Genomic DNA, 26,076 nt, shown 5'->3' with positions numbered 1-26,076 from the left:
CTTCGGCGCGGAGGACTTCGCCGCCGACGTGGGCGCGACCCGAAGCGACGACGGGACCGAGGTGCTGTACGCCCGCGAGCGCGTCGTCGTCGCGGCCGCGGCCGCCGGCGTCCACGCCATCGACACGCTCCACGTCGACTATCGGGACGAGGCGGGACTCCGCGAGGACGCCGCGTTCGGCCGGCGACTCGGCTACGACGGGAAACTCGCTATCCACCCCGCGCAGGTGCCCGTCATCAACGAGGCGTTCGCGCCCGACGACGAGGACGTGGCGTGGGCGAAGAAGGTGCTCCGCGCCCGCGACGAGGCCGCGAGGGAGGGTCGGGGCGTCTTCGGCGTCGACGGCGAGATGATAGACGCCCCGCTCGTCAAGCAGGCCGAGAACGTCCTCGACCGCGCCGGGGAATCGTACTGAGCGAGGTCGGTCGCCCGAGACCGTCTGTCGGTGTCGGGCGGCACTTCGCGTGTTACATTTTATCTATGGATATGTGACCCAATATTGTGGTATGCTAAAATCCCCGCTACGCTTAAACGCCTGCCGGGTGCGTGTTATGTCATGGTACAAGAGGCGAACCCCTTCGAGAGCCTACAGGAGCAAATCGACGACGCGGCCGCCTACCTTGACGTTCGAGACGACGTTATCGAGCGGCTGAAGAACCCCGAGCGAGTCCTCGAAACGAACCTCGCCGTCGAGATGGACGACGGCGACGTCGAGCTGTTTCGCGCCTACCGGTCGCAGTTCAACGGCGACCGCGGCCCGTACAAAGGCGGGATTCGCTACCACCCGAACGTCAGCCGAGACGAGGTGAAGGCGCTGTCGGGTTGGATGGTGTACAAGTGCGCCGTCGTCGACATCCCCTACGGCGGCGGCAAGGGCGGCATCGTCATCGACCCCAAGGCGTACTCCGAGTCCGAACTCGAACGCATCACCCGGTCGTTCGCCAAGGAGCTTCGCCCCCTCATCGGCGAGAGCCGCGACATCCCCGCGCCCGACGTGAACACCGGCCAGCGGGAGATGAACTGGATCAAGGACACCTACGAGACGCTCGAAAACACGACCGCGCCGGGCGTCATCACCGGGAAGGCGCTCTCCAACGGCGGCAGTGAGGGTCGCGTCGAGGCGACCGGGCGCTCGACGATGCTCACCGCCCGCGAGGCGTTCGACTACCTCGGCCGCGACATCGAGGGCGCGACCGTCGCCGTGCAGGGCTACGGGAACGCCGGCTCCGTCGCCGCGAAACTCATCGAGGACCTCGGCGCGACGGTCGTCGCCGTCTCCGACTCCTCCGGCGGCATCTACGACGCCGACGGTCTCGACACCCGCGCGGTCAAGGGGTTCAAAAACGAGACCGGCACCGTCTCGGACTACGAGGGAACGGAGGCCATCTCCAACGAGGAGCTTCTCACCCTCGACGTGGACCTGCTCGTTCCCGCCGCGCTGGAGAACGCCATCGACGGCGAACTCGCCCACGACGTAAACGCGGACGTGGTCGTCGAGGCCGCGAACGGCCCGCTCACGCCCGACGCCGACGACGTGCTCACCGAGCGCGAGGTTCACGTCTTCCCCGACATCCTCGCCAACGCCGGCGGCGTCACCGTCTCGTACTTCGAGTGGGTCCAGAACCGCCAGCGGTTCTACTGGACCGAAGACCGCGTCAACGACGAACTGGAGCGCGTCATCGTCGACGCCTTCGAGGAGCTCGTCGACGCCTACGAGACCCACGACCTGCCGAACTTCCGCACCGCGGCCTACGTCGTCGCCATCCGCCGCGTCGTCGACTCCTACGACTCCGCCGGCAACTGGCCGTAGGGTCGGCGTCAGTCGTCGCCTCGGCGGTTTCGTCCTGCCGTCTCGTCGCCTCGCTTTTCGACCGTTTCGCCCGCCGTGCTGTGTCCGCCGCGGTCGCCGATATCGCCGATTCTGTGCATGGTGGTGAATATCACTCAGAGCGTCCGATGCCGGGGGATTCAAGTCGGTGTAGGTCGCGTCATTCATCGATGCGTCAGGACCACCTCATCTCCGCGTCGCACCTCTCGCGGGAGGACATCGAGGCGGTGCTCGACCGCGCGGCCGACATCGACGCCGACCCGGCCGCGTTCCGGCAGCGACACGCCGGAAAGGTTCTCGGGCTCTGTTTCTTCGAGCCGAGCACGCGAACCCGGATGAGCTTCGACTCCGCGATGAAACGCCTCGGCGGCCAGACCGTCGATATGGGCCCGGTCGAGTCGTCGTCGGTCAAGAAGGGCGAGACGCTCGCCGACACCGTCCGCGTGGTCGAGGGCTACGCGGACGCGCTCGTGCTCCGCCACCCGAGCGAGGGCGCGGCCACGATGGCCTCCGAGTTCGTCGACGTACCCCTCGTCAACGCGGGCGACGGCGCGGGCCAGCACCCGAGTCAGACCCTGCTGGACCTCTACACCATCCGGGAGAACGCCGGCCTCGACGACCTCACCATCGGCATCATGGGCGACCTGAAGTACGGCCGGACGGTCCACTCGCTGGCCGAGGCGCTGACGAACTTCGACGCCAGCCAGCACTTCATCAGCCCCGAGAGCCTGCGGCTCCCCCGGAACGTCCGCTACGACCTCCACGCCTCGGGCGCGCAGGTCAGAGAACACACCGAACTCGACGAGGTGCTCCCCGAACTCGACGTGCTCTACGTGACGCGCATCCAGCGCGAGCGCTTCCCCGACGAAAACGAGTACCGCAAGGTCGCGGGACAGTACCAGATCGATTCGGAGACGCTGGAAGCGGCGTCCGACGACCTCACAATCATGCACCCGCTGCCTCGCGTGGACGAGATTTCGCCGGACATCGACGACACCGACCACGCGACGTACTTCGAACAGGCCCACAACGGCATCCCGGTCCGGATGGCGCTGTTGGACATCCTCCTCTCCCAAGACGATGACTGACGACCACCAACTCCGCGTCTCGAAGATTCGAAACGGCACCGTCATCGACCACGTCGCCGCGGGGCAGGCGCTCAACGTCCTCGCCATCCTCGGCATCGACGGCACCAGCGGAGAGGCGGTCTCGGTCGGGATGAACGTCCCCTCCGACCGCCTCGGCCGCAAGGACATCGTGAAGGTCGAAGGCCGCGAGCTGAGCCAGTCCGAGGTGGACGTGCTGTCGCTCATCGCGCCCGCCGCGAGCATCAACATCGTCCGCGACTACGACGTGGTCGAGAAGAACCGGGTCGTCCGCCCCGACGCCGTCGCGAGCATCATCTCGTGTCCGAACAGAAACTGCATCTCCAACGCCGACGAACCCATCCAGTCGCGCTTTACGGTCCTCTCGGACGGCGTGCGCTGTGACTACTGCGAGACCATCGTCCGCGAGGACGAAGTCGCGGCCAACCTCGACGTGAACTGACCGTTTCAGGAGTCGTTCGACGCCCTTTTTCCCGCGGCGCTCGCCGGACAGCGGTGGTCCTCGTCGGCGAACTCGACGCCGTCGAACTCGAACCTCGCGCCGCCTGTCGCCGCGCCCCCGACGGAGACCGACCAACCGTGGGCCTCCGCCAGCGACCGGACGATGTCGAGGCCGAAGCCCGTCCCCTCGGCCGAGGTGGTGAAGCCGCGTTCGAACACCCGCGCGGCGTCGGCGGCGTCGATGCCGGTGCCGTCGTCTTCGACCGCGACCGTCCCGTCTGCCGGCGACGCGGTGACGCGGACGGTCAGCGGCGAGGCTCGGCCGTCCGCGGAGCCGTGTTCGACCGAGTTCCGAAACAGGTTCTCGAACAGCCGCTGGAGCCGACCGGGGTCGGCGTGAACCGTCGCGGTCGACTCGACGACGAGCGTCGCGTCGTCCGTCTCGACCGTGTCCCACGCCCGGCGGGCGACCGCCTCGACGGAGACGGGCGTGAACTCGACGACGGCCGTCCCGCGGCGGGCCGCGGTCAACACGTCGGTGACGATGTCGTCGATTCGGGTCAGCGAGGTGGCGACCCGTTCGAGGTTCGCGGAGTCGTTCACCTGTCGTTCGAGGTCGAGAAAGCCGATCGCGACGGAAAGCGGGTTCCGAAGGTCGTGCGAGAGGACCCGCGCGAACTCACCGAGGCGCTCGTTTTGCTGTGCGAGCCGCTCTTCGTGTTGCCGGCGGGTCGTGATGTCGCGGCCGACGCCGCAGAAGCCGACGACCTCGCCGTCCGGTCCCGTGAGCCGACGGCCGGTGAGTTGGAACAACAGCGTGCCGTCGTCGGTCGGCAACCGCGCTTCGACGACGGTCGTTCCCGTTCGGATGACCTCCTCGACGGCGCGCTCGACCGCCGGACGGTCGGCCTCGTGGAAGAACGCGTCGGCCGGCATGCCGGTGAGTTCGGCCTCCGACATCCGGGTGAGTTCCGTGAGTCGCTCGTTCCACGAGACGAGTCTCCCCTCGCGGTCGTAGACGTAGAACACGTCGTCGAGCGCGTCGAGCGCGTCCTCGATGAACCAACTCGCGTCCGCCGAGAACGCTCCACGGTCGGCCGTGTCGCGAGCGGCCCGCGCCTTGCGATGTTCGCAGGCGAAGTGCTGAATCCGCGAGCCGAGCGCGTCGGCGGCGTCGGCGGCGTCGCGCTCTGCCTTCCCGATGCACTCCTCGCGGGCGAGATACGCGTCGATACCCAAATCGACCAGTTCCGTCACGGAGTGGTCAGCGTCGCCAGACGCCAGGAAGACCACGGGGAGGTCGCAGTCTGTGTTTCGAATCTCGCGGAGCAGCGAGGCGGGGTCGCCGTCGGAGAACCCCGAACCCAAGACGAGACAGTCGTACGAGTCGCCGTCGAGAGCGCGGCGGGCGGCGGCGAGCGTCGCCGCCGAGTCGACGACGGCGTTCGAGACCGTCCGCTGGACGACGCGAGAGATCTCGCGGTCGCCGTCGGCGGAAAGGACGCGAATCGAGGGGTCGAGTGGCATCGGGCGAAAGGGAACGAACTGAACGACAGACAGAATGCTCTCAGATGAGATAACGTTTCTGTGAATTCTCACGGAAACTGAACCGCAGTAGAGCGCGAGTGACCAGTTTCCGGTCACCTGCGCGTTGCCCACGGTGTCGTAATCACTTAGTGCGGTGCGGTCGAAACCATCGGTATGTCCAAGAAGGCCAAACTGGTCCTGGTACTGGCGCTCGTCGCGGTCCTCTACACCGTGTTCTCCGGTAGCGGAGAGACCGTCGAAGTCGAAATCGAGGAGTAACCGCTTTTCGGCGCTCGGTCGTCCCCGACCGAGTCCGCCCCGCTCTCGCCCGTCCAGCGGCCGCGCCGGAAAGCCGTCCGCACGCCCGAGAGCGAACGACTTACCCGACGGCCGCGCGAAGGCGGAGCCATGTACGGGGTCGTCACGCGCAACGAGGAGGAAGTCGACTGGCCGGAGTTCGACCGCGGGTTCTACGAGGTCAAAGACGTCACCGGTCGGGCGGCCGAACCGCTGTCGAACGCCGTCAACATGATTTCGTGTTTCGGCGACAACGCCGCCGCCAACGAGAGCCCCGAGTTGGTCCCCGTCGACGGCGAGGGGAACCCGGCGACGCGGGACCGCACGTACTTCGACTGGGCGTACATCTGCCCGACGAACGAGAAGTACCGCGCCGGCCTGCTCGAAATCGTCGCGGACGCCGCCGCGGCCAACGGCGACGTGCGCCTCGACGACGTGGGCTTCCCCCGCGACGAGTACTGCCGGTGCGACCGGTGTACCTCGCAGTTCGAGGCGTGGGCCGACGACCGCGGCCGCGACGCCGACGACGAGGACGCGTGGTTCGAGTGGCGCGCCGAGGTCATCACCGACTTCGTCGCCGACGCCGCCGAGCGCGTCCCCGGCCGCCTGTATCTCACGCTGTACCCCGACCCCTATCCGGGCCACCTCTACCGCCGCGCCGGCCTCGACATCGAGGCGCTCTCGGAGTACGTCGACGAGTTCGTCGTCCCGCTGTACGACACCAACTACGGGACGACCTACTGGCTCGAAACCATCGCCCGCGGCTTCGTCTCGCTTCTGGACCCCTACGACGCCGACTTCTCGCTCGAACTGTACGCCGTGAACGTGGACGTGGACGACCTCATCCACGCCATCGAGGTCGCAGACGAGTACGCCAAAGACGTGCTGTTCGGCTACGACGCGAGCAACGCCGCCGCGACGCTCCGCCGGATGACCGCCGACGGCTCGCGCGGAAAGACCTACCACCCCGACGACGCGACCCGCTGAGCGCGGGGCTCATCGGCGAGGCGACCGCCCCCGGAACCGACCTCAGAACGCGCCGGCGAGGTAGCCGATGACGACGATGCCGAGGAGGAAGACGAGCGTCGCGAACGCGAACAGGGCGAACATCAGTCGCCGCTGTCCGCTCGTCGGTTGTGCCATGGACGTTCTCCGGACCGCATCCACTTATGATAGTCGGCGCTCCGGACGGTTCCGTTCGGGCGGTATCCCCCGACGCTTCAGTCGAGGTCTTCGATGGGCTCTGCGTTCCCGAAGTACGGGTCGGGGCCGTCGCCGGGGGCGGCCCACTCGACGGCGTTGTCGAGGACGGTGCGAACCTCCGCCTGCTCGTAGATTGGGTAGGTCTCGTGGCCCGGCCGGAAGTAGAAGACGCGGCCCTTGCCGCGGGTGTAACAACAGCCCGAGCGGAACACCTCGCCGCCCTCGAACCACGACGTGAACACGAGTTCGTCCGGCGCGGGGATGTCGAACCGCTCGCCGTACATCTCGGCGCGGGGGACCTCGAACGACTCGGGAAGCCCGTCGGCGATGGGGTGGCCCGGCTCGACGACCCAGACGCGCTCTTTCTCGCCCGACTCGCGCCACTTCAGCGAGCAGGTCGTCCCCATCAGGCGCTTGAACGGCTTGGAGTAGTGCCCCGAGTGGAGCACGAGAAGCCCCATCCCGTCGCGGACGCGGTCGACCACGCGGTCCACGATGTCGTCGTCCACCTCGTCGTGGGCCTTGTGGCCCCACCACGCCAGCACGTCGGTGTCGTCGAGGACCGACTCGGTGAGCCCGTGTTCGGGTTCGTCCAGCGTGGCGGTCTGCACGTCGTAGCCGGCCTCGCGGAGCCCCTCGGCTATCGTCGCGTGGATGCCGTCGGGGTAGACCGCGGCGACCTCGTTGTCTTCCCTCTCGTGTCGGTACTCGTTCCAGACGGTGACGGTGACCATACTCCCGGCGTCACCGGGCGGCGACAAGTATGCACCGAACGCGAGGCCGGGTGAGACCGCCCGACCAGCCGGCCTACTTCCCTTCGAACTCCGGTTCCCGCCGACTCGTGAACGACTCTACGCCCTCGGCGTGGTCGTCGGTCCCGAACATCACCGCCTGCGCCGACGCCTCGTGTTCGATGGCCGCCTCGATGGAGTCGTCGGGGCGGCGGAGCAGGCGCTTCGAGGCAGTGAGCGCCGTCGTCGGACCGCCGGCGATGCGCTCCGTGAGGGCGGCGAGTTCGGACTCGAACTCGTCCTCGCCCGCGACGCGGTTCACGACGCCGAGCTCCAGCGCCCGCTCGGGACCGAGTTCCTCGCCCGTGTAGACGAGTTCCATGGCGACGTTGCGCCCGACGAGCCGGGGAAGGAGGTACGACACCCCCGAGTCGACTGCGAGGCCGACCCGCCGGAAGCCGAAGCTGACGGCGGCGTCTTCGCGGAGGAGTTGGAGGTCGCAGGCGATGGCGAGCGCGCCGCCCGCGCCCACGGCCGGGCCGTCGATGGCCGCGACCGTCGGCAGGTCGCACTCGTAGACGCGGCGCACGCAGTCGGCGGTGTCGCGGACGACGTGGTCGACCGCCTCGGGGAGCGACATCGCGTCGGCCTGTAGCTCCAGCATGGCGTTCACGTCGCCGCCGGCGCAGAACGCGCCCGCCTCGTCGCTCCCGCGGACGACGACACAGCGCGCCGCGTCGGGGAGCGAGTCCAGCGCCTCGCGCACGCCCGCGGTCACCTCGACCGTCAGCGCGTTCCGAACCGCCGGGGCGTCCAGCGTCACCGTCGCCACGCCGCCGTCGAGCGCGAGCCGTACCGCGTCGGAGTCGAGTTCGACCTCGGTCATCTCCCGGTTCGACGTGCAGAATCGTGAAAAACGTTTGGACCGTGGAGAGTTGATTGCCACTGCGGTCAGGGGAACACCGCGCCCACGTCGATGCCGAGTCCGGGCCCGTCGGGGACGCGCATCCGGCCGTCGCGCACGGGTGCCGGGTCGGCCGCGAGGTCGGCGTCGAGGAGCGAGACGGCGTGTCTCGCGGCGGGCGCGTCCGCGAGCGTCCCGTTTTCGAGCGCTGATTCGGGGTCGGCGTCACCGGTGGCGTCGTCTTCGGCGAGGCCGGCGAGCGCGTCGCGACAGTCGGCGAGCGACTCGGTCCAGCCCGGAAGCGGGGTCGCCTCGCCGACGCCGGTTTCGCCCGCGGCGTCGACCGCGACGAGGAACCCTTCGCGGCGCTCGATGTCGCCCGCGGCGGTCGAAAGCGGCGTTCTGAGGTCGACGGCGAACTCGCGGAATCGCATCGTCACGCGAGGACGAGACCGACCGAAAAGAGGACGGCGTAGAGCGCGAGGAGTTTCCCCGTGTCTTCGAGCGCGGGGTTGAGCTTCTCGCCTTTCGTCTCGGTCACGACGGTCCGCGCGATGCGGGCCGCGACGGGCATCGAGAACACGGGGAGAAGGACGAACCAGTCGAAGCCGGCGCGGGTCCAGAGGTAGACGGGGACCGCGTAGGCGAGCGCGAGCATGGCGAGGTACTCGGCGCGGGCGAAACCGTAGCCGAACCGGACCGCGAGCGTCCGCTTGCCCGTGGTCGCGTCTTCCTCCTTGTCGCGGACGTTGTTCACGACGAGGATGTTCGTGGAGATGGCCGCCATCGGGAGGCTGGCGAGGACGGCGGCGACCGTGACGGTTCCCTCCGGAACCCCGACGGGAAACGGGGTGGCGAGGACGCTCGCGGCCTGCACGTAGAACGTTCCGACGACGGCGACGAGGCCGAAGAAGACGAAGACGAACAGGTCGCCGAGGCCGTGGTAGCCGAGGGGGTACGGGCCGCCGGTGTAGGCGATGCCCGAAGCGACCGAGAGCAGGCCGATGACGAGGATGGGCACGCCGCCGACGTAGACGAGGTACGTGCCGAGGAGGACGGCGGCGGCGAAGGTGAGGTACATCGCGCGCTTGACCTCGGCCGGGGGGATGAGTCCGCCCGCGGTGACGCGGGTGAAGCCCTCGCGGGCCTCGGTGTCCGCGCCCTGCACCGCGTCGTAGTAGTCGTTGGCGAAGTTGGTCCCGACTTGGATGAGAAGCGCGCCCACGAGCGCCGCGAGCGCGGGGAGCGGGGCGAACAGGTCGGCGTGGACGGCCACCGCGGTGCCGACGACGACCGGCGCGGCGGCCGCCGGAAGCGTCTGCGGCCGCGACGCCATCACCCACGCCCGCCTGCGAGAGATGTCCTGCGTGCTCATTGTCTGCATACGAGTGCCGGAGCAGTGAGTAAGTTCCTATCCGAAAGCGCGCGACGCCGAGGCGGTGGGTGGGAGAACACGGCGGCTCGGCGCGCGGTGCGGTCCGGCAGGTCGCTCCCCGGCATCGGCGACGACGTGGTCATCGCCGCCGCCGACCCGGGGATGGTGGTTCCTCGCTACTCGGGACCGGCGTCGGGGTCGGAACCCGACCCGGCGTCGAAGCCGAGGCGGGCGGCGAGTCGCTCGCGGCCCCGCTCGGCCCGCGCTTCGACCGCCTCCTCGGAGACGTACATCTCGCGCTGGCGCTCCACGTCGGCCTCGCGGAGTTCGCGGAGTCGCTCCTCGGAGAGGTCGCAGTCGTCGGGGACCCGGCTGTCGAACCGCTCGCGCCAGTCGTCGCGGGCGGCCGCCTCGTCGGCGAGTTCCGCCTCGGGTCGTATCCAGTCCCAATGACGCGCGAGGGCCTCGGGATAGCCCCGTTCGAGGCGGTGGTCGGTGATGACCGACCGCCCGACTCGCGCGCCCTGTCCGGCCGACATGATGGCCTGCACGTTGACCTCGCTCACCGGCGCGGCGACGTACAGCCCGTCGATCGGCGTGCGCCCCTCGACGTCGGCGTAGTCGCGGTCGAACTTCGTCCGCGTCTCGCCGTCGTACTCGTAGGTGACGAACATCTCGTCGTCGCCGAGCGGTTCGAGAAAGTCGCCGCCGTAGCGGGCGGCCGCGACGACCCGCCTCGCGGTGACGGTCTCGCCGCTCTGGGTCGTGACCGCGAAGCCGGGGCCGGTGGCGGCCGCGTCGGCGGCATCCCCGCCGGAATCCCCCGCGACGTCCGCGGTCGCGGTCTCGTCGTCCCCGACGAGTTCGACCGCCTCGACGAGGTCTGAAACGAGGTCACAGCCGGCCGCCTCGACGTGGTCGTGGATGAGCCCGTAGAACGTCTCGACGTCGACGCCGCCGGGGAAGCCGAGGTAGTTCTCCAGATAGGCACAGCGCTGGAGCGACGACCGGCCGCGGTCGAAGACGACGGTTTCGAGGCCGTACCGGCCGGTGAAGAGGCCCGCCGAACAGCCCGTCGGTCCGCCGCCGACGATGGCCACGTCGTAGTCGAACGCCGCGGCGTCTGCCATCTCAGAACTCCCCGTTGACGACGTCCGCGACGCGCTGGCGGTCGAACAGTTCGGCGTCGCTCGTCACCTCGCCGAACTCCTCGGGGTACATCTGCTTCGCGGCGCGTTCGGTCAGGAACAGGTTGTGAATCGGCCCCTGATTGAGGTAGCCGCCGCGGTAGACCCGGCCGTTCTGGACGGCCGTCAACTCGCCGCCGACGGGGTGGTCTTCCATGTACGCGAGGACGGTGTCGCGGAACTCAGCGGCCGTCTTGCGCTCGTGGCCGCGAATGAGAATCACGTCGGGGTCGACTTCGAGGAGGTTCTCGTAGTCGAGTTCGCCGCGGTTGGTCGTGCTGAGGTTCTCGATGTCGGTCCCGGTGAGCGCGTCGGTGACGCCGAGGTCGTTCCACTGCTTTTTGCTCGTGCCCTTGTCGTTGAGGCGGTACGGCGAGAACGTCTCCGGCTCGGTCGTCCCCTCGTAGGTGAGAAAGACGTTCGGACGCTCGTCCGCCGGCGGCAGTCGCGACTGTATCTCCGCGATGAACTCGTCGTGGAGCGCCGCGAACGCCTCGTAGCGCTCTTCGCGCTGGAACACCTGCGCGACCTTCTCGAACGCCTCGTAGAGGGTGTAGTAACGGTAGTCGTGCCAGCCGTCGGACCGGCGGAAGATGAGATTGCCGACGAACGGGGCGACGTTCTCCGCGATTTCGTCCACGTCCTCCTGGTCCCAGTCGAACCAGTTGATGAGCATGTTCGGGTCGTAGAGGTGGACGTCGTTGTCGAGTTCGTAGAACTCCTCTTTCGTCCTGACCTCGGGGTACGCCTCGATCTGCTCGCGGTCGACGCTCACGCCGGGAAGCTCGTCGTAGACGTAGGTGTAGTACCGACCCGCGCCGCCGACGCCGGTCACCCCGTCGCCGACGCCGAGCGCGACGGCCATGTCCGCGTAGCCGCCGTCGTAGGCGGCCCACGACTCGGGAACCGAGTCGAACGTGACCTCGCCCATCGGCTCCATCGTCACCGAGTACGAGCCGTCGGCCTCGGCCGTGTCGGTCTCCGTCTCGGTGTCGGCCGCGGTGGTGGTCTCGGCGGCCGCCTCGGTCGTCGTCTCGGCCGCGGCGGTCGTCTCGTCGCTCCCCGACGAATCCGACGTGCAGCCGGCGAGCATCCCGGCCCCGAGCGCCGTGCCGCCGTACCGGATGTAGTTGCGTCGCGTGAGTCCCTCCCGCCCGGTGGATTTCTCGTCCATGGAGTTTAGGCTTGCCTAAATGTATAAGAGCGTTCCTATTTTTCGGTGCGCCTAAATCTCGGCGGAGCGACGTGTTTCGACGCGGCGGCGGGGGCGGTCCGCTCCCGGCGGCGTCAGCGCCTCAGTAGTGCCACGGGTAGTCGCGGAAGCGCGGTTCGCGCTTTTCGAGGAAGGCGTCGCGGCCCTCCTGTGCCTCCTCGGTCATGTAGGCGAGTCGGGTCGCCTCGCCGGCGAACACCTGCTGGCCGACCATGCCGTCGTCGGTCATGTTGAAGGCGTACTTGAGCATGCGCATGGCCGTCGGCGACTTCTTCGTCATCTCGTCGGCCCACTCCAGCGCCACGTCTTCGAGGTCCTCGTGGGGAATCGCCTCGTTCGCCATTCCCATGTCCACGGCCTCCTCGGCGGAGTAGGTCTTGCCCATGAAGAACACCTCGCGGGCCTTCTTCTGGCCGACCTGCTTTGCGAGGTACGCCGACCCGAAGCCGCCGTCGAAGGAGGCCACGTCGGGGTCGGTCTGGAGGAACTTTGCGTGCTCCTCGGAGGCGAGCGTCATGTCGCAGACGACGTGCAGGGAGTGGCCGCCGCCGACGGCCCACCCCGGCACGACGGCGACGACGGGTTTCGGCATGAATCGGATGAGCCGCTGGACTTCGAGGATGTGCAGGCGACCGGCCTTCGCCTCGCGGACGAGCGGGTCGTCGGAGGAATCGGCCTCGTCGTCGTCGCGGTACTCGTAGCCCGAGCCGCCGCGGACCGACTGGTCGCCGCCGGAACAGAACGCCCAGCCGCCGTCCTTCTCGGAGGGGCCGTTGCCGGTGAGCAGGACGCACCCCACGTTCGCGCGCTTTCTGGCGTCGTCGAGCGCGGCGTAGAGTTCGTCTACGGTTCCGGGTCGGAAGGCGTTTCGAACCTCGGGACGGTCGAACGCGATGCGGACCGCCGGCACGTCGAGAGCGCGGTGGTAGGTGATGTCGTCGAACTCGTCGGACCCCGGGACGGGCTCCCAGCGGTCGGGGTCGAAAATCTCCGAGACCATACCGAGAGGCGGCGCGGGCGGCGCAAAAAGATTCGCTTGCGGCCGCGGTCTGGGGGACGACCCGCAACCTGACCGCTCCCCCGGCCCGGAGCTATTTGTCAGTCCGCGAACTACTCTCGCGCATGTCGGCCGCGACCACCCTCCTCGTCAGACTCGTCCACCTCGTCGGGATGGCGCTCGTCCTCGGCGGCGCGGCGTTCGCGTGGGCGACGCTCAGAACCGCCGGTCCCGGACGCGCGGACGCCGGCGGCTCGACCGTCCCTGTCGGCGAATCGACTTCGCTCGCAGCCACCTACGAGTGGGTTTTCTGGGCGGCGATGGGCGCGATGGTCGTCACCGGCGTCGGCAACCTCGGCGCGCTCGGCCCGCCCGGACCGTCCGGGCGCTGGGGGTCGATACTGACGGTGAAGCTCCTCGCGGTGACCGCGTTCGTCCTCGGGTCGTTCGTCCGGACGCTCGTCGTGTTCCGACTCCGGCGAGGCGACCCGACTGGTTCGGGGCGCTCGCTCCTCGCGAAGGGCTACGGCGCGACCGCCGCCGCGCTCCTCGTCCTCGTCGCGCTCGCGGAGGTGCTGGCGCATGGCTGAGGCCGCCGCCGGCCGCGTCGGGGCGCGGGGGCGCTTCGAGGCGTGGGTCGTTTCGTCGTTCAACCTCGTCGTTCTGAGCCTCGTCGGACTCCTCGCGGCGCACGCGGGCGGCGCGCTCGAAGGCGAACTCGCCGGCTTCGGGACGCTCCCCGGCGTCGCCGTCTTCGCCTACCTGTGGCTCCTCACCGCGGCCGCGACCCGGTGGGCGCTGGCGGACGGCGGACTGGCCGACCTGCGAAACGGCCTCCGCGGACTGTGGCGACTCGTCCTCCGCGGGTTCGCGGCGGGCGCGCTCATCGGGGCGGCGTTCCTCCTCGGGGTGCTCCTCGTCGGCGCGATTCTGAACGGGGCCCCGCTCCCCTCGCTGGCGTTCATCGCGCTCATCGGCGTCGCAGCCGCGAGCGTGGTCGGGGGCGTCATCGGCGGGCTGTCGGTCCTCCTCGACGCCGGCTGTTACTGGGCGGCCGGGCGGCTCGTCGGCCGGTGGGCGGGGTCAGCGGTCTCGGACGAAGCTTCCGACGCGGAGTGAGTCAGCCCCGAAGCGGCCCGCGCGGACTCGTCAGCCACGACGCCAGTCCGACGAGTATCGCGGCCGCGATGCCGACGAGAAAGGCGGTCACGCCGGCCACGGAGCCGTAGGCGACGAGGCCGGTTCCGACAAAGGCGGTGGCGAGCGACCGGCGGCGACCCAGCGATTCGGGGTAGCCGCCGGCTTTGAACCGTGCGAGTCCCCACGCGACCACGGCGACGAGCGGTGCGAGGCCGAGGCCCGTCAGGGACCGCTGGACGACGAACCAGAGGACTGGAAAGACGACCACGACTGCGACGAGCGCGAGCGTCCCGCGGCGGCCGAGCGCCGGGGGGTAGCCGCGCTCTACGAGGTCCGAGAACAGTACCACGCCGACGGCGACGGTCGCTCCCGCGAAGACCCCGGAGAGCGGTTCGTACGCGATGACGGTCGCGTAGGCGAACACGAGGACGCCGAGGAATCCGACGACGGCGTAGACGCTGCCGCGGTACTGGCGGAAGAGTTCGGAGGGCATGTCGCCACGATTCGGAGCGCGGGAGAAAAGTCAGTCGGTCGACTGGTTCGGTCAGTCGGTCAATCGGACAGTCGCTCGACCGCGCGCTCGGCGATGCGCTCGCGCACGCGGTGAGACGACTCGGCGTCGGTGCGGACCTCGATGACGTCGGTGCCGTCGGTGGCGACCGACTCGGCGTAGGCGTCGCGGAAGTCGTCCGGGGCGACCGACGCGAACGAGAGGTCGTAGAGCTCCTCGGTGGCCGCGAAGTCGAGACCGTGGGGCGTCTTGAACTGGTCGGTGAAGGGCGGTTCGTACTCCTCGATGGGGAGCATGTGGAAGATACCGCCGCCGTCGTTGTTGACGAGGACGATGGTCGCGTCCACGCCGAGGCGGCCGAGCGCGAGCAGGCCGTTCATGTCGTGGTAGTACGCGAGGTCGCCGGTCAGGAGCGTCAGGTGGTCGGTGGCCGCGGAGCCGGCTCCGAGCGCCGAGGAGACGACGCCGTCGATGCCGGACGCGCCGCGGTTGCCGAGGACCGTCCGGGACTTCGTCGAGGGGCGCGCGAAGCGGTCGAGGTCGCGGACGGGCATGGAGTTCGAGACGAACAGCGTCGCGGGCTCGGGCGCGAGGTCGGCCACGTCGGCCGCGAGTCGGCCCTCGAACGCGTCGGTCTCGTCGTCGACGAGGCTCCAGTAGGCGTCCTCCGCGTCGGTCCACAGCGCGTTCCACGACTCGTCCGGGCGGTTGCGGATGAGTTGCGAGAGCCGCCACGCGAGCACCGACGGCTCGGCCTCCACGAGGTCGGTCGCGCCGAACTCGGCCTCGCGCCAGCGGCCCGTCGGGTCGACGAGGTACTGCCGGGCGTCGGTGCGCGCGAGGTACTTCCGGAGCGCCTTCGAGGTCGGCGACGCGCCGATGCGGACGACGACCTCCGGGTCGGGCCAGTCGGCGGTGACGCGCTCGTCGAGGTAGGCGTCGTAGCCGCCGAGGACGGTCGTCGTCCGGGTGTGACCGCCGAATCGGAGCCCCGAGAGCGGGTCGGCGACGACCGGGAAGCCGGTCGCGTGGGCGAACGCGGCGACGGCCTCGGCGTTGAATCCGGGCGGGTCGGCGGGCCCGGCGACGACGAGGCCCCGGTCGACCGCGAGGTCGTCCGCGAGTTTCCGGAGGTGGTCCTCGGAGAGCTCCGGCGCGCCCGCGGTCGTCTTGACGTACGGGCGGCTCCCGCTCCGGCCGTCGAGCGCCTCGGGGTCGAGGTCGGCGGGCACGTCGCCCTCGACGTGCGTCGGTTCGAGCGGCTTTCTGAAGGGGAAGTTGAGGTGGACGGGGCCGGCGTCGACGCCGGTCGCCTCGGAGACGGCGCGGCCGGCGGTCGTCCGGAGGCTCCGGAGTTTCCTGTCGGTGGCCTCCGGTTCGGGCATGTCCTTGTACCAGCGGACGGCGTCGCCGTAGAGCTTCTCCTGGTCGATAGTCTGGTTGGCCCCGCTGTCGCGGAGTTCCGGCGGGCGGTCGGCAGTGAGGACGAGCATCGGCACGCGGGCCTGCGACGCCTCGATGACCGCGGGGTGGAAGTTGGCCGCGGCGGTGCCCGAGGTGCAGACGACGGGCGTCACCTCGCCCGTGCGGCGGGCGCGGCCGAGCGCGAAGTAGGCCGCCGAGCGCTCGTCGAGGTGGGAAAACGCCTCGATGTCGTCGTGGCGGTCGAACGCCTCCGTGAGGGGCGTCGAGCGACTGCCGGGTGCGATGCACACCGCGTCGATGCCGGTGCGTGCCAGTTCGTCGGCGAAGGTCCGTGCCCAGAGGGCGTTTCGGTTCGGTGCTGTCATCTCGTCTGGGTCGTCTGTCTCGTCGTCGAATCGAATCGGGGTCCGAACTCAGTCGTCGCGTTCGAGTTCGTCGAGGACGGGTCGGTACTTCAGCTGCACCTCGTCCCACTCGGCGTCGGGGTCCGAGTCGGCGACGAGGCCGACGCCCGCAAAGAGCGTCGCCAGCGTCTCCTCGACGATTGCCGAGCGGAGGGCGACCGCGAAACTGCCGTCGCCGTCGGCGTCGAACCAGCCGACCGGCGCGGCGTACCAGCCGCGGTCGAACGGCTCGGTGTCCCGAATCACGCCGAGGGCGGCCGCCGGCGGGAGGCCGCCGACCGCGGGCGTCGGGTGGAGCGCGTCCACGAGCGAGAGGACGTGTTCGTCGCGTTCGAGCGTCGCGTCGATTGGCGTCCAGAGGTGCTGGACGGTCGCCAGTTTCCGAATCCCGCGGTCGCCGACGCGAATCTCGGCCGACAGGGGCGCGAGCTGTTCCCGAATCGTCTCCGCGACGAGTTCGTGTTCGTGGTTGTCCTTCTCGCTTCCGAGCAGTTCGTTCGCCAGCCACTCGTCTTCGTCGTCGGTGTCGCCGCGGCCGGTCGTCCCGGCGAGCGCGCCGGTCTCGACCTCGCGGCCGCGGAGCGAGACGAGTCGCTCGGGCGTCGCACCGAGGAAGCTCGCCCCGCCGTTCGGCTCGACGAGGAATCGGTGGCAGTCGGGGTACGTCCCGCCGAGGCGGGCGAGCAGGTCGGGCGCGGCGGCGGGGCGGTCGAGTTCGACTTCGAGCGCCTGCGCGAGGACGACCTTCTGAAGGTCGCCGGCGCGGATACGCGAAACCGCGGCGTCGACGCTCTCGTGCCACGCCTCGACCGAGGTCGTCCGGTGGCGGTCCGAGACGCCCGGCGGCCCCTCGGGGGGCGCGTCGTCGAGCGATTCGAGCGTCTCCCGGAGTTCGGCGAGTCGGTCGCCGACAGTGTCGGCGTCGGCCTCGCCGTCGAGGGCGGTGACCGTGAGCCACGCGTCGCCGCCGTCGAAGACGACCTGCGCCTCGGGGACGACGAAGCGCGCGGCCGGGAAGTCGGCCCACGGGTCGCGGCCGGTCGCCTCCTCGTGGAAGGCGAGGCCGCCGAAGAATCGCGGGCGGGCGGCGTCGGGGGCGTCCACGTCCGCGCCGTCGAACAGCGCCGCCGCCGACCGGCGGACGCGCGCGAGTCGCTCGGGACCGTCGGCCTCGACGGCCACGGCGACGCCGCCGCCGACGACTGTTGGCTCGTCGGGGGCGGTCCACAGCGCCCGAGGGCGCTGCATCGCCGCGAGCGACGCCGAGACGGGCGGCGCAGACAGTCGAACCGACCTGCTGACGAGGTGGGTCCCCACCTCGTCTGTCCGCAACGGTTCCATCGACCGTGGCTCAGGACCGGGGACGCTTGAAACTCTCCCTTCTGTCCCGCACCCCGGTCGGGCGACTCCGGTCGAACGCGCACATCTGTCCACCGAACGACAACGCTGGTTGCTCGGACGCGAAGCGACCGCCGAAGACGCCGGAAAATCAGCTTAGCTGTAGCGCTCTTCGTTCCACGGGTTCGCCCACCTTTTTCCGTGGTTCGCTACGCTCACCACGCAAAAATCTGGACCAAAAACTTAGGTTAGCTGTACCGCTCTTCGTTCCACGGGTTCGCCCACCTTTTTCCGTGGTTCGCTACGCTCACCACGCAAAAATCTGGACCAAAAACTTAGGTTAGCTGTACCGCTCTTCGTTCCACGGGTTCGCCGTGTTCGAGTAGCCGCGTTTCTCCCAGTAGCCGCGTTCGGGTTCGGTGAGGAACTCGACGCCCGAGACCCACTTCGCGCCCTTGTAGGCGTACTTGTGCGGGGTGACGACCCGGAGGGGGCCGCCGTGGTCGGCGGGCAGGTCCTCGCCGTCGTAGCCCCAGACGAACATGACCTCGTCGCGCATGCACTGGTCGAGCGGCAGGTTCGTCGTGTAGCCGTCCATGGCGTGGAACATCACGTGGACCGCGTCGTCGTCGACGCCGACCGCGTCGGCGAGCGCCGGGAACGTGACGCCCTCGAACTCGCAGTCGAACTTGCTCCAGCCGGTGACGCAGTGGAAGTCCTGTACCTGCGTCTCGGAGGGGAGGTCGCGGAACTCGTCGAACGAGAGGTCGAGTTCGGTGTCGACCGCGCCCCACGCCTCGAACGACCACGTCTCGGGGTCCCACGAGGGCGTGCCGCTCTTGGAGAGGACGGGGAACCGCTGGGTCTCGCGTTGGCCCGGCGGGAGTCGGTCGTCGCCGAACTCCTCGTAGAGGTGGGTCACGTCGTTGGCCATGCTCGAATCTTCGGCCCGACGCACCTATCACTAACGACTCCGGACACCCGTCGGAGCCGGGGCGACCGCGGGCACTAACCGAACGTAAACGGCGATTCGAGTTCGCCGGGACGACCTTCGGGAAACCCGATTATTCCCCCGGTAGAGTTATATACGGCCCTTCCAAAGCGACGGACGTTCAGATGCCCAAAGTAGAGATTACCGTGCCGGAACACCTGGAGATGCAGATCGTCCAACTCGTCGAGAAAGGCGAGTTCGTCAACCGCGACGAGGCCATCGAGGACCTGCTGTCGACCGGTATCCGCGCGTACAAGACCAGCGGTCCGATGTCCGACGAGGACCGCGCGTACGAAGACGACGGAATGATGGGCCACGAAGACGAGTACGTCTTCTGAGCCGAGTGACAGTATCCCCCAATAACTCTTAAACCGCCTTCGCTCCTACCCAACGCTCATGCACAAGGACGAACTGCTGGAGCTGCACGAACAGATGGTTATCATCAAGGACCACTTCTCGGCCCGCGAGCACGTCGATTCGAGCCTGTTCGACCCCTACGACGAGCTCGCCGTCGAGCCCTCCCACGTCCACAAATCGAAAAGCGAGCACAAACACGCCGTGTTCGTGCTCGGTAACGCCCTCGCGACCGCGATGAGCGACGACGAGTTCTCCAGCGCGGGCCGCGTCGGCAAGCGCATGGAGGAACTGGCCGACGACGCCGAAGGGAAAATCTGAGCGGCCGTCGGCCGCACCGCCTCCAGCGACCGCCCGCCCGCCGCGGAGTCGCCGCTGGCGGTTGGGTTCGTGTCGTTCGCTAGCACTTCTTAAGCAGTTCTCCGCGGGTTTCTTTACCACCCGTTCGCACGACACTGGTAGCTAATGCTAGAGATACCGGGCTGGATACCGTTCCAGCGGCTCGCGGCGCTCCTCGCGCTCCTCGTGGCCGCCGTCGCGCTCGCCGTCGTCGACAGACCGAGTCGGCTCTCGGCGGCGCTCCGGCGGCGCTTCCTGTTCGGCCTCCCGCTCGGAACGCTCGTCAGCGCCGGCGGCGTCCTCCTCGTCTATCTCGTCGTACAGGACGGCTGGTCGTCGTGGTACCGACCCATCGTCATCCCGTTTCGGGCGTGGTCGTACTTCTACCCGGCCGGGATGCTGACCGCCGCGTTCGCCCACTCCAGTCCCGGTCACCTCGTCGGCAACCTCGTCGGCACGCTCACCCTCGCCCCCGTCGCGGAGTACGCGTGGGGCCACTATCCGACGCGCCGCGGGTCCACCTCGTTCGGGTCGGCCGGCGAGAACCCCTACGTCCGGTCGCTCGTCGTCTTCCCCGCGGTCGTCTTCGGCGTGGGCCTGCTCACCGCCGTCTTCGCGCTCGGCCCGGTCGTCGGTTTCTCGGGTGTCGTGTTCGCGTTCGCCGGCTTCGCGCTCGTCTTCCGCCCGCTCGGGACCGTGTTGGCGTTCCTCTCCGGGCGCGTCGTCAGCCTGTTTTACAACGCGATGCTCTCGCCCGAAGTCGTCTCGTCGGCCCGCCCGGTCTTCTCGACACCGTGGTGGTCCCAAATCGCCATTCAGGGCCACGCCATCGGCTTCCTGTTCGGCGTCCTCCTCGGCGCGTGGCTCAGCCACCGCCGCGAGGGGTCGAACCCGCCCGCGCTGCCTCTCTTCGCCGGCGTCCTCCTGTTCGGCGTCAGCGAGTCGCTGTGGGCGGTGTACTGGTACCGCGGCGGCGAGACCTACGTGCTGTTCCGCGCCGTCGGCTTCGCGCTCGTCGTCGCGCTCGCGCTCGTCGTCGCGCTGACGGTCGCGGCGTCCGACAGGCCGCTCCGCGAGTACGCGCCCGACACCTCGGTGTTTTCGGCCCGCCGCTGGCAGGCCGGACTCGCCGTCCTCCTCGTCGTCGTCGCGGCGCTGTCGGGGCCGGCGATGCTGTACAACACGTTCACCGCGAGCGGCGACGACCTGCCGGGCGAGAGCGTCACGGTCAGGGACTACGACGTGACCTACGCCGAGGACGTGCCGAACGGGCTGACCGCCGCCTTCGACGTCGAACTGTTCGGCGAGTCGACGACGACCAACACCTCCGGCGTCATCGTCAGAAGCGAGCGGCGCGGCATCTGGACGACGGCCGTCTCGACGAGTCGATTGGCGTTCGACGGCGAGTCGGCGGTCAGACTCGGCGGCCTCGGCTGGCGCGACCGGGTGACGGCGGTCCGCGACGGCTACGTCGTCACGGGCGCGGGAACGGCCTACCGGGTGTTCCTCGTCGCCGACGGCGAGGCGCGACTGGCTTACGACACCGGCCCGGTCCGGGCCGAACCCGTCGTCGCCCGGCGGAGCATCTCGGTCGTGCCGACGGCGACGGGCTACGACGTACAGGTGTCGTCCGACAGCGGGACCGTCAGGGGGCCGATGCCGACCGAGAACACGACGACGACGCTCGACGGGGTTCGGTTCGTCCGCGAGAAGTCGTTCGTCTTCGCCGAGTCGCGGGGGACGAAAGTCCGCATCGCGCGGGAAGAGACGTACAATTAGGGCGCGACGACCGCCGCCTCACCACTCGATGCGGAACACTTCCGCGTCGAGCTGTCTGCGGTCCTCGTCGTGGAAGTCGAACTGGCGGTCGAGGTCGAACGTCGCTTGGAAGGCGTCCGTGAGGTCGCCGCCGGCGTCGGCGACGAACGACTCGACGAACTCCTTGCTCCCCTCGTTGTGGACCGAGTAGGACACGTCGGCGACCGACGCGACCGAGTCGAGGAAGGCTCGGTCGGCGTGTTCGTTGCCACGTTGTGCGCCGAACGGGGGGTTCATGAGCACCGTGACCTGCCGGTCGTCCGAGAGACACAGCGGCAGGCGGGTGGCGTCGGCGCGAATCCAGTCGATGGGGGCGCTCGCGCCGACCCGGCGGGCGTTGTCCGTCGCGGTGGCGAGCGCGTCGTCGTCGAGTTCGACGCCGACGACGCGGGCGGGCGAGCGGAGCGCCGCGCCGAGTCCGAGCATGCCGGTCCCGGAGCCCAAATCGAGAATCGTCGCGCCCTCGATGTCGCCGCGGAGGTCCGCGAGGTGGACGAGATGCGCGGCGAGGTCCGGCGGCGTCGGGTACTGTTCGAGCGAGACCTTCGGGTTCTCGAAGCCGGCGACCACCGCCAACTGCGCCTCCAGCGCGGACTTGGTTGCCATCAGCCGTCGATGGAACCTCGAAGCTCAAAAGCGACGCCCTCGCGCCGGGCGCGCTCGCCGAGCGCGGCGAACTCGGCGTCGTCGGGGCGACAGCACTCCGCGACGTCGACGGCGACCCGGCCGACGCCGAGGAACGCGGCGGCGCGGACGTACTCGCGGAGGCGGTCGGACTCCGACTGCACCGCGAGGGGGTTGTCCTCGCAGAAGCGGGCTTCGACGGTGAGTTCGGCCGGGAGATAACCGTCCTCGGCGAGTCCGGCCTTCAGGTCGCGGAGGTGCGACGGGGCGGTCGACTCCAGCCCCGCGGCGTCGAGGACGACGGGCGTCAGGTCGGCGGGACGACCGGCGACGAGTGCGGCTTCGGCGGACGAGGATTCGAGCGTGCTCATGTTGCGCATACATTTCCTTTGGTTATGTATATATCTTTGTAAATGCGCAGTAGTAATTTATCTGGATAGAATCCGCCGATGGCGCGGAATTTCGCCGCTCCGGCGTGACAGCCCGGAGGCTGATAGCTATCGTAACCGTACTGGCGATGGGGGTACACGCTCCACCCCCATTTTCCCTGACCCGCGCGAGCGGTTCATCCGGACGCCGACTTCGCTACCCGTACGTGTACGAGAGGACCTCCGTTCCGGCGGCGTTCCGAACCGTGACCGTGTCGCCGCCGTTGTTCCACACCGCGCCGCCGCGGCCCCAGTAGACGTCCTCGTCGGTGTCGGTTCCCGACCCCGTGTGGAGCGTCAGCGACGCGCCGGGGTCGAGTTCGGTCCCCTCGGCGAACGTGTAAGTCGCGCCGGCCGCGTCGGAGACGGTCCACCCCGAGAGGTCGATGGAGTCGTCGCCGTCGTTCCGGAGCGTGACGTACTCCTCGTTCAGATTGTCGTTGTCGTTGCCGGGCGCGTCGGCGATGACCGAGACGGAGAGGCCGTCGTCGGTGGTCGCGTCCGCGCCGCCCGCGGCCGCCCCCTCGGTCGCGCAGGACCAGAGGCCGACCCCGCGCTCTCTGGCGTCGCGTTCGGCGCGCTCGTAGCGCTCGCGCTCCTCGAACGAACTCTCGTAGAGTCGGGCGTGGCCCTCGGCGATGAGGTCGTAGTTGAACTCCGCGCCGTCGACGACGACGTACGCGAGGAGTCGCCCGTAGTAGCCGCGCTCGCCGGCCTTCTCGTCGTACCGGAGTTCGACCGTCCGGTCGGCGAGCCGCGACTTCGCGTAGGCGCTCGCGTTCTCGCCGGCCGCGCGGAGGCAGGCCCGGCCGGCCTCCGTCTCGGGGACGCCCTCGAACTCGTCGGGCGTGTTCTCGGCGTGGACCTCCGGCGTGTCGACGCCGAGGAGCCGCACCGTCTCGCGCGCGCCGTCCGGCATGACGACCTTGATGGTGTCGCCGTCGACCACCTCGACCACTTCGACTGTCACGTCGCCCGCGGCGGCCGCGGTCGTCGGCGACCCCGACTGCGATGTCGGCGACGCCGCCGCTGTCACGGTCGGTTCGACCGTCGTCGTCGCGTCCGCGCCGCCCCCGCCGAGACAGCCCGCGAGGACCGCGAGAACGACGACAACGAGTGTCGCGGTAGCACGTCTGACCATTCGATTCACCGTTTGTCAGGGAACTGTATAAGTAGGTGCGTCCCGGTTGCCCGAATCCGAACTCGACGAATCGACAGACAGCGGCCTGTATCATATTTCTGTTACAAAGGTTTAAATTCACGCTCCACCAGAAACCTTTTAATGGAACGTCCGAGCCGGCAGCGTCAACGAGAGGAGGAGGCAACGGCACAAGAGGACGAGCAAGTCAACTGCCCGGAGTGCGGTTCTGACCAGATCGTCACGGACGCAGACCAGGGGGAGCTGGTGTGTGACGACTGCGGCCTCGTCCTCGACGAGCGACAGATCGACCGCGGCCCGGAGTGGCGGGCGTTCAACCACTCCGAGCGGCAGTCGAAGTCGCGCGTCGGTGCGCCCATCACCGAAACGATGCACGACCGGGGGCTGACGACGACCATCGACTGGAAGGACAAAGACGCCTACGGCCGCTCGCTTTCGTCCGAGAAGCGGTCGCAGATGCACCGCCTCCGCAAGTGGCAAGAGCGCATCCGGACCAAGGACGCCGGCGAGCGTAACCTCCAGTTCGCCCTCAGCGAGATCGACCGCATGGCGTCGGCGCTCGGCGTCCCGCGGTCGGTCCGCGAGGTCGCGTCGGTCATCTATCGCCGCGCGCTCAACGAGGACCTGATTCGCGGCCGCTCCATCGAGGGCGTCGCCACTTCGGCGCTGTACGCCGCCTGCCGTCAGGAGGGCATCCCGCGCTCGCTCGACGAGGTCGCTGAAGTGTCGCGCGTCCCGCAGAAGGAAATCGGCCGCACGTACCGCTACATCTCGCAGGAACTCGGGCTCGAACTCAAGCCCGTCGACCCCAAGCAGTTCGTCCCGCGGTTCGCCTCCGCGCTCGACCTCTCCGAGGAGGTCCAGGCGAAGGCGACCGAAATCATCGACGTGTCCGCCGAGCAGGGCCTGCTGTCGGGCAAGTCGCCGACCGGCTTCGCCGCCGCCGCCATCTACGCGGCGTCGCTTCTCTGCAACGAGAAGAAGACCCAGCGCGAGGTTGCGGACGTGGCGCAGGTGACGGAAGTCACCATCCGAAACCGCTACCAAGAACAGATCGAAGCGATGGGCTTCCGCTGAGCGTCGGCCCGTAGACCCGACCGGACCCGGCTCACCTCCCGTCGCCGTCACGGACGCCGACTGACGGCCGTCGGCGACACGCAGTCTCAGTTTTTCACGAACACCACGACCGACCGCCCCCAGAGGCCGGTGTCGTACTGGTGTGCGACGTAGCCGTCGAGGAGCGGCGCGACCGACCCGCGCTCGTCGGCGGGCGCGATGACCACCGGCGGAACCGACGACCGGGCTTCGAGCGCCTCGGGCGTCGCCGCCGACGCGGTGTCGGCTCCGAGACGCTCGACGTACCACGCCATCGGGAGCCGCTCGCCCCACGCGTCGGGGACCGGCGGGTAGTCGGCCGCGCCGTCGGCGACGTACATCGAACTCCCGTAGTAGAGCACCTCCGGGGCCCCGTCGTCGGTCGGACCGACCCACGCAGAGAGGTTGTCGCGGAACGACGAGAACTCCTCCGACGGCTGGGCGAACTGCGCGAGTTCGGCGTCGCGGTCGCTCGGGGCGTACACCTCGCTCGACGCCACCGCGCCGGTCTGGGCGACGAGCGCGAGCAGGACGACGACCGCGGCCGCGACGCGGGGCACGTCTCGGGAGTCGAACGCGCTCCGACCCCAGCGGACGAGCGCCGCGAGGCCGACGCCCGCCGGGAGCGCGAGCGGGACGACGACGTAGACGCCGAGCCACGGCGCGGACACCTCGGTCAGCATGGGGACGAACACGAGCGACGCGCCGGCCCAGTACACCGCCGCCGACACCTCCGAGCGCGGTCCGCCGGCCGTGTAGCGGTCGACGAGGAAGACCGCCGCACCGAGGACGACGACCGGGAGCGCCGCCAACGCGAGCGTTCCGAGGAGGTCGCCGAGATACGGGAGGTACTCGTGGGTCCCCTCGGGGTAGCGCTCGACGACGCGGACGCCGACGAAGCGACGGACCGAGTCGAACAGCGCCGCGTCGATTGCGCCGAGCACCGTCCCCGGCGTGTAGAGACCCGCGCCGTCGGTGTCGCCCGCCCGCGGCGCGAAGGCGAAGACGTAGACCGCGACGAAGACGAGGGCCGAGCGAGCCGCGGGGGTCGCCGCGCCGCGGAGTCGGGCGGCGTACTCGCCGAGGCGCATCGCGGCCGGGCGCGCCGACGGGAGAAGCGCCGCGTGGTCGAACACCAGCAGTCCGGCGACGCCGAGACAGCAGAGGGCGACGACGCCGAGCCCCGACGAGGCGACCGCGAGCGCGACGGCCGCGGCGAGTCCGTAGGCGTTGCGCCGCCCCGCGCCGTCGACGAGGCGGAGCGCGAAGCCGAAGGCGACGAGCGCGAAGCCGACCGCGAGCACGTCGCCGCGGGCGAACCGCCCGTAGTAGACGAGGATCGGATTCGCCGCGAGGACGGCCGCGAACCCGAGGACCTCGTCGTCGGCGAGGCGGTCGCGGAAGAGGAGCGCGGCGAGCGGGAGCGCCGCGCCGAACAGGGCAAAGGGGAGGCGGAGCGCGAAGTCGGTCGCGCCGACGAGCGCGAGCGACGGCCGCGAGAGGTGGTAGACCAGCGGCCCGCCGGCGACGGGGCGATACGAGAGGAAGCCGGTTTCGAGCGACCGGAGGCTCCAGTAGCCGACGCGGGCCTCGTCCCAGTGGAGCGGCCGGTCGCCGAGGCCGACGAGGCGGACGACGAGC

At 69.4% G+C, this 26,076-nt stretch carries 26 protein-coding genes and 1 pseudogene; 11 read left to right on the top strand and 16 right to left on the bottom strand.

What is annotated here, in order from left to right; translation table 11 throughout:
- The 4 genes from BN996_RS07475 to pyrI all read left to right on the top strand — a co-directional run.
- The coding region (locus BN996_RS07475; RefSeq protein ID WP_244878211.1) for an HpcH/HpaI aldolase/citrate lyase family protein at positions 1-415 on the top strand (415 nt) is incomplete at its 5' end.
- A gap of 141 nt (positions 416-556) precedes the next feature.
- A complete protein-coding gene (locus BN996_RS07470; protein ID WP_089777949.1) occupies positions 557-1,810 on the top strand; it encodes a Glu/Leu/Phe/Val family dehydrogenase in 1,254 nt (417 codons plus the stop codon).
- A 188-nt stretch (positions 1,811-1,998) separates the two neighbouring features.
- A complete protein-coding gene (gene pyrB / locus BN996_RS07465) occupies positions 1,999-2,916 on the top strand; it encodes an aspartate carbamoyltransferase (protein WP_007273735.1) in 918 nt (305 codons plus the stop codon).
- Entirely contained in the window at positions 2,909-3,376 is a 468-nt protein-coding gene (gene pyrI, locus BN996_RS07460; RefSeq protein WP_004043480.1) for an aspartate carbamoyltransferase regulatory subunit, read from the top strand. Before pyrB ends, pyrI begins: the two co-directional genes overlap by 8 nt.
- 5 nt (positions 3,377-3,381) lie before the next feature.
- On the opposite strand, the gene BN996_RS07455 is transcribed toward pyrI, so the two are convergent.
- Entirely contained in the window at positions 3,382-4,902 is a 1,521-nt protein-coding gene (locus BN996_RS07455; RefSeq protein WP_089777947.1) for an ATP-binding protein, read from the bottom strand.
- 408 nt (positions 4,903-5,310) lie between these two features.
- Here BN996_RS07455 and BN996_RS07450 point away from each other — a divergent pair, with 408 nt between their 5' ends.
- Complete coding sequence (locus BN996_RS07450; protein WP_089777946.1) at positions 5,311-6,186, top strand: hypothetical protein; 876 nt, start codon at positions 5,311-5,313, stop codon at positions 6,184-6,186.
- Between the two features lie 233 nt (positions 6,187-6,419).
- Here BN996_RS07450 and BN996_RS07445 read toward each other — a convergent pair whose 3' ends face one another.
- From BN996_RS07445 to BN996_RS07415, 7 genes and pseudogenes are all read right to left on the bottom strand, one after another.
- Entirely contained in the window at positions 6,420-7,136 is a 717-nt protein-coding gene (locus tag BN996_RS07445; RefSeq protein ID WP_089777943.1) for a ThuA domain-containing protein, read from the bottom strand.
- A gap of 73 nt (positions 7,137-7,209) precedes the next feature.
- On the bottom strand, positions 7,210-8,019 hold the full coding sequence (locus BN996_RS07440; protein ID WP_089777941.1) for an enoyl-CoA hydratase/isomerase family protein: 810 nt from the start codon (positions 8,017-8,019) through the stop codon (positions 7,210-7,212).
- Between the two features lie 140 nt (positions 8,020-8,159).
- Positions 8,160-8,471 (bottom strand): annotated as a pseudogene (locus BN996_RS07435) (o-succinylbenzoate synthase); the annotation flags it as partial.
- 2 nt (positions 8,472-8,473) lie between these two features.
- Positions 8,474-9,412, bottom strand: coding sequence for a 1,4-dihydroxy-2-naphthoate polyprenyltransferase (locus BN996_RS07430; protein ID WP_089777939.1), 939 nt, complete (start codon positions 9,410-9,412; stop codon positions 8,474-8,476).
- 176 nt (positions 9,413-9,588) lie between these two features.
- Entirely contained in the window at positions 9,589-10,542 is a 954-nt protein-coding gene (locus BN996_RS07425; protein WP_089777937.1) for an FAD-dependent monooxygenase, read from the bottom strand.
- A gap of 1 nt (position 10,543) precedes the next feature.
- A complete protein-coding gene (locus BN996_RS07420; protein ID WP_089777935.1) occupies positions 10,544-11,773 on the bottom strand; it encodes an ABC transporter substrate-binding protein in 1,230 nt (409 codons plus the stop codon).
- A 121-nt stretch (positions 11,774-11,894) separates the two neighbouring features.
- Positions 11,895-12,812 carry a 1,4-dihydroxy-2-naphthoyl-CoA synthase gene (locus BN996_RS07415; protein ID WP_089777933.1) on the bottom strand — a complete coding sequence of 306 codons (918 nt, stop codon included), beginning with the start codon at positions 12,810-12,812 and terminating at the stop codon, positions 11,895-11,897.
- 122 nt (positions 12,813-12,934) lie between these two features.
- Here BN996_RS07415 and BN996_RS07410 point away from each other — a divergent pair, with 122 nt between their 5' ends.
- Positions 12,935-13,399 (top strand): hypothetical protein, encoded by a 465-nt coding sequence (locus tag BN996_RS07410; RefSeq protein ID WP_089777931.1) that lies wholly within the window; start codon positions 12,935-12,937, stop codon positions 13,397-13,399.
- Positions 13,392-13,928, top strand: a complete 537-nt coding sequence (locus tag BN996_RS07405; RefSeq protein WP_089777929.1) for a DUF7965 family protein — start codon at positions 13,392-13,394, stop codon at positions 13,926-13,928. Before BN996_RS07410 ends, BN996_RS07405 begins: the two co-directional genes overlap by 8 nt.
- Position 13,929: 1 nt before the next feature.
- On the opposite strand, the gene BN996_RS07400 is transcribed toward BN996_RS07405, so the two are convergent.
- The 4 genes from BN996_RS07400 to BN996_RS07385 form a co-directional block, all read right to left on the bottom strand.
- Positions 13,930-14,442 carry a hypothetical protein gene (locus BN996_RS07400; RefSeq protein ID WP_089777927.1) on the bottom strand — a complete coding sequence of 171 codons (513 nt, stop codon included), beginning with the start codon at positions 14,440-14,442 and terminating at the stop codon, positions 13,930-13,932.
- A gap of 59 nt (positions 14,443-14,501) precedes the next feature.
- Positions 14,502-16,250 (bottom strand): 2-succinyl-5-enolpyruvyl-6-hydroxy-3-cyclohexene-1-carboxylic-acid synthase, encoded by a 1,749-nt coding sequence (gene menD / locus BN996_RS07395; protein ID WP_089777925.1) that lies wholly within the window; start codon positions 16,248-16,250, stop codon positions 14,502-14,504.
- Between the two features lie 48 nt (positions 16,251-16,298).
- The gene (locus BN996_RS07390; protein ID WP_089777922.1) at positions 16,299-17,630 is read right to left on the bottom strand and encodes an isochorismate synthase; all 1,332 of its coding nucleotides are present in this window, start codon (positions 17,628-17,630) and stop codon (positions 16,299-16,301) included.
- 337 nt (positions 17,631-17,967) lie between these two features.
- Positions 17,968-18,561 (bottom strand): sulfite oxidase-like oxidoreductase, encoded by a 594-nt coding sequence (locus BN996_RS07385; RefSeq protein ID WP_089777920.1) that lies wholly within the window; start codon positions 18,559-18,561, stop codon positions 17,968-17,970.
- A gap of 182 nt (positions 18,562-18,743) precedes the next feature.
- Between BN996_RS07385 and BN996_RS07380 the strand changes: the two genes are divergently transcribed.
- From BN996_RS07380 to BN996_RS07370, 3 genes are all read left to right on the top strand, one after another.
- Positions 18,744-18,956: a ribbon-helix-helix domain-containing protein gene (locus tag BN996_RS07380; RefSeq protein WP_089777918.1), complete on the top strand. Its 213-nt coding sequence runs from the start codon at positions 18,744-18,746 to the stop codon at positions 18,954-18,956.
- A 58-nt stretch (positions 18,957-19,014) separates the two neighbouring features.
- Entirely contained in the window at positions 19,015-19,293 is a 279-nt protein-coding gene (locus BN996_RS07375) for a UPF0058 family protein (protein ID WP_004969989.1), read from the top strand.
- Between the two features lie 144 nt (positions 19,294-19,437).
- The gene (locus BN996_RS07370) at positions 19,438-21,090 is read left to right on the top strand and encodes a rhomboid family intramembrane serine protease (protein ID WP_089777916.1); all 1,653 of its coding nucleotides are present in this window, start codon (positions 19,438-19,440) and stop codon (positions 21,088-21,090) included.
- An 18-nt stretch (positions 21,091-21,108) separates the two neighbouring features.
- Here the strand turns inward: BN996_RS07370 and BN996_RS07365 are convergent, their stop codons facing one another.
- The 3 genes from BN996_RS07365 to BN996_RS07355 form a co-directional block, all read right to left on the bottom strand.
- A complete protein-coding gene (locus BN996_RS07365; RefSeq protein WP_089777914.1) occupies positions 21,109-21,735 on the bottom strand; it encodes an METTL5 family protein in 627 nt (208 codons plus the stop codon).
- On the bottom strand, positions 21,735-22,124 hold the full coding sequence (locus tag BN996_RS07360) for a DUF7961 family protein (RefSeq protein WP_089779860.1): 390 nt from the start codon (positions 22,122-22,124) through the stop codon (positions 21,735-21,737). The genes BN996_RS07365 and BN996_RS07360 overlap by 1 nt, the downstream gene beginning before the upstream one ends.
- A 214-nt stretch (positions 22,125-22,338) precedes the next feature.
- Complete coding sequence (locus tag BN996_RS07355) at positions 22,339-23,322, bottom strand: lamin tail domain-containing protein (RefSeq protein WP_089777912.1); 984 nt, start codon at positions 23,320-23,322, stop codon at positions 22,339-22,341.
- 141 nt (positions 23,323-23,463) lie between these two features.
- On the opposite strand from BN996_RS07355, the gene BN996_RS07350 reads away from it, so the two are divergent.
- Entirely contained in the window at positions 23,464-24,417 is a 954-nt protein-coding gene (locus BN996_RS07350) for a transcription initiation factor IIB (RefSeq protein ID WP_004043457.1), read from the top strand.
- A gap of 86 nt (positions 24,418-24,503) precedes the next feature.
- On the opposite strand, the gene BN996_RS07345 is transcribed toward BN996_RS07350, so the two are convergent.
- A partial coding sequence (locus BN996_RS07345) for a flippase activity-associated protein Agl23 (RefSeq protein WP_089777910.1) occupies positions 24,504-26,076 on the bottom strand: 1,573 nt, incomplete at its 5' end.

The sequence above is a fragment of the Haloferax massiliensis genome, assembly GCF_001368915.1.
Classification (GTDB): domain Archaea; phylum Halobacteriota; class Halobacteria; order Halobacteriales; family Haloferacaceae; genus Haloferax; species Haloferax massiliensis.
Note: the sequence above shows the minus strand (reverse complement) of the source record. Positions and strands in the feature narration are given on the sequence as shown.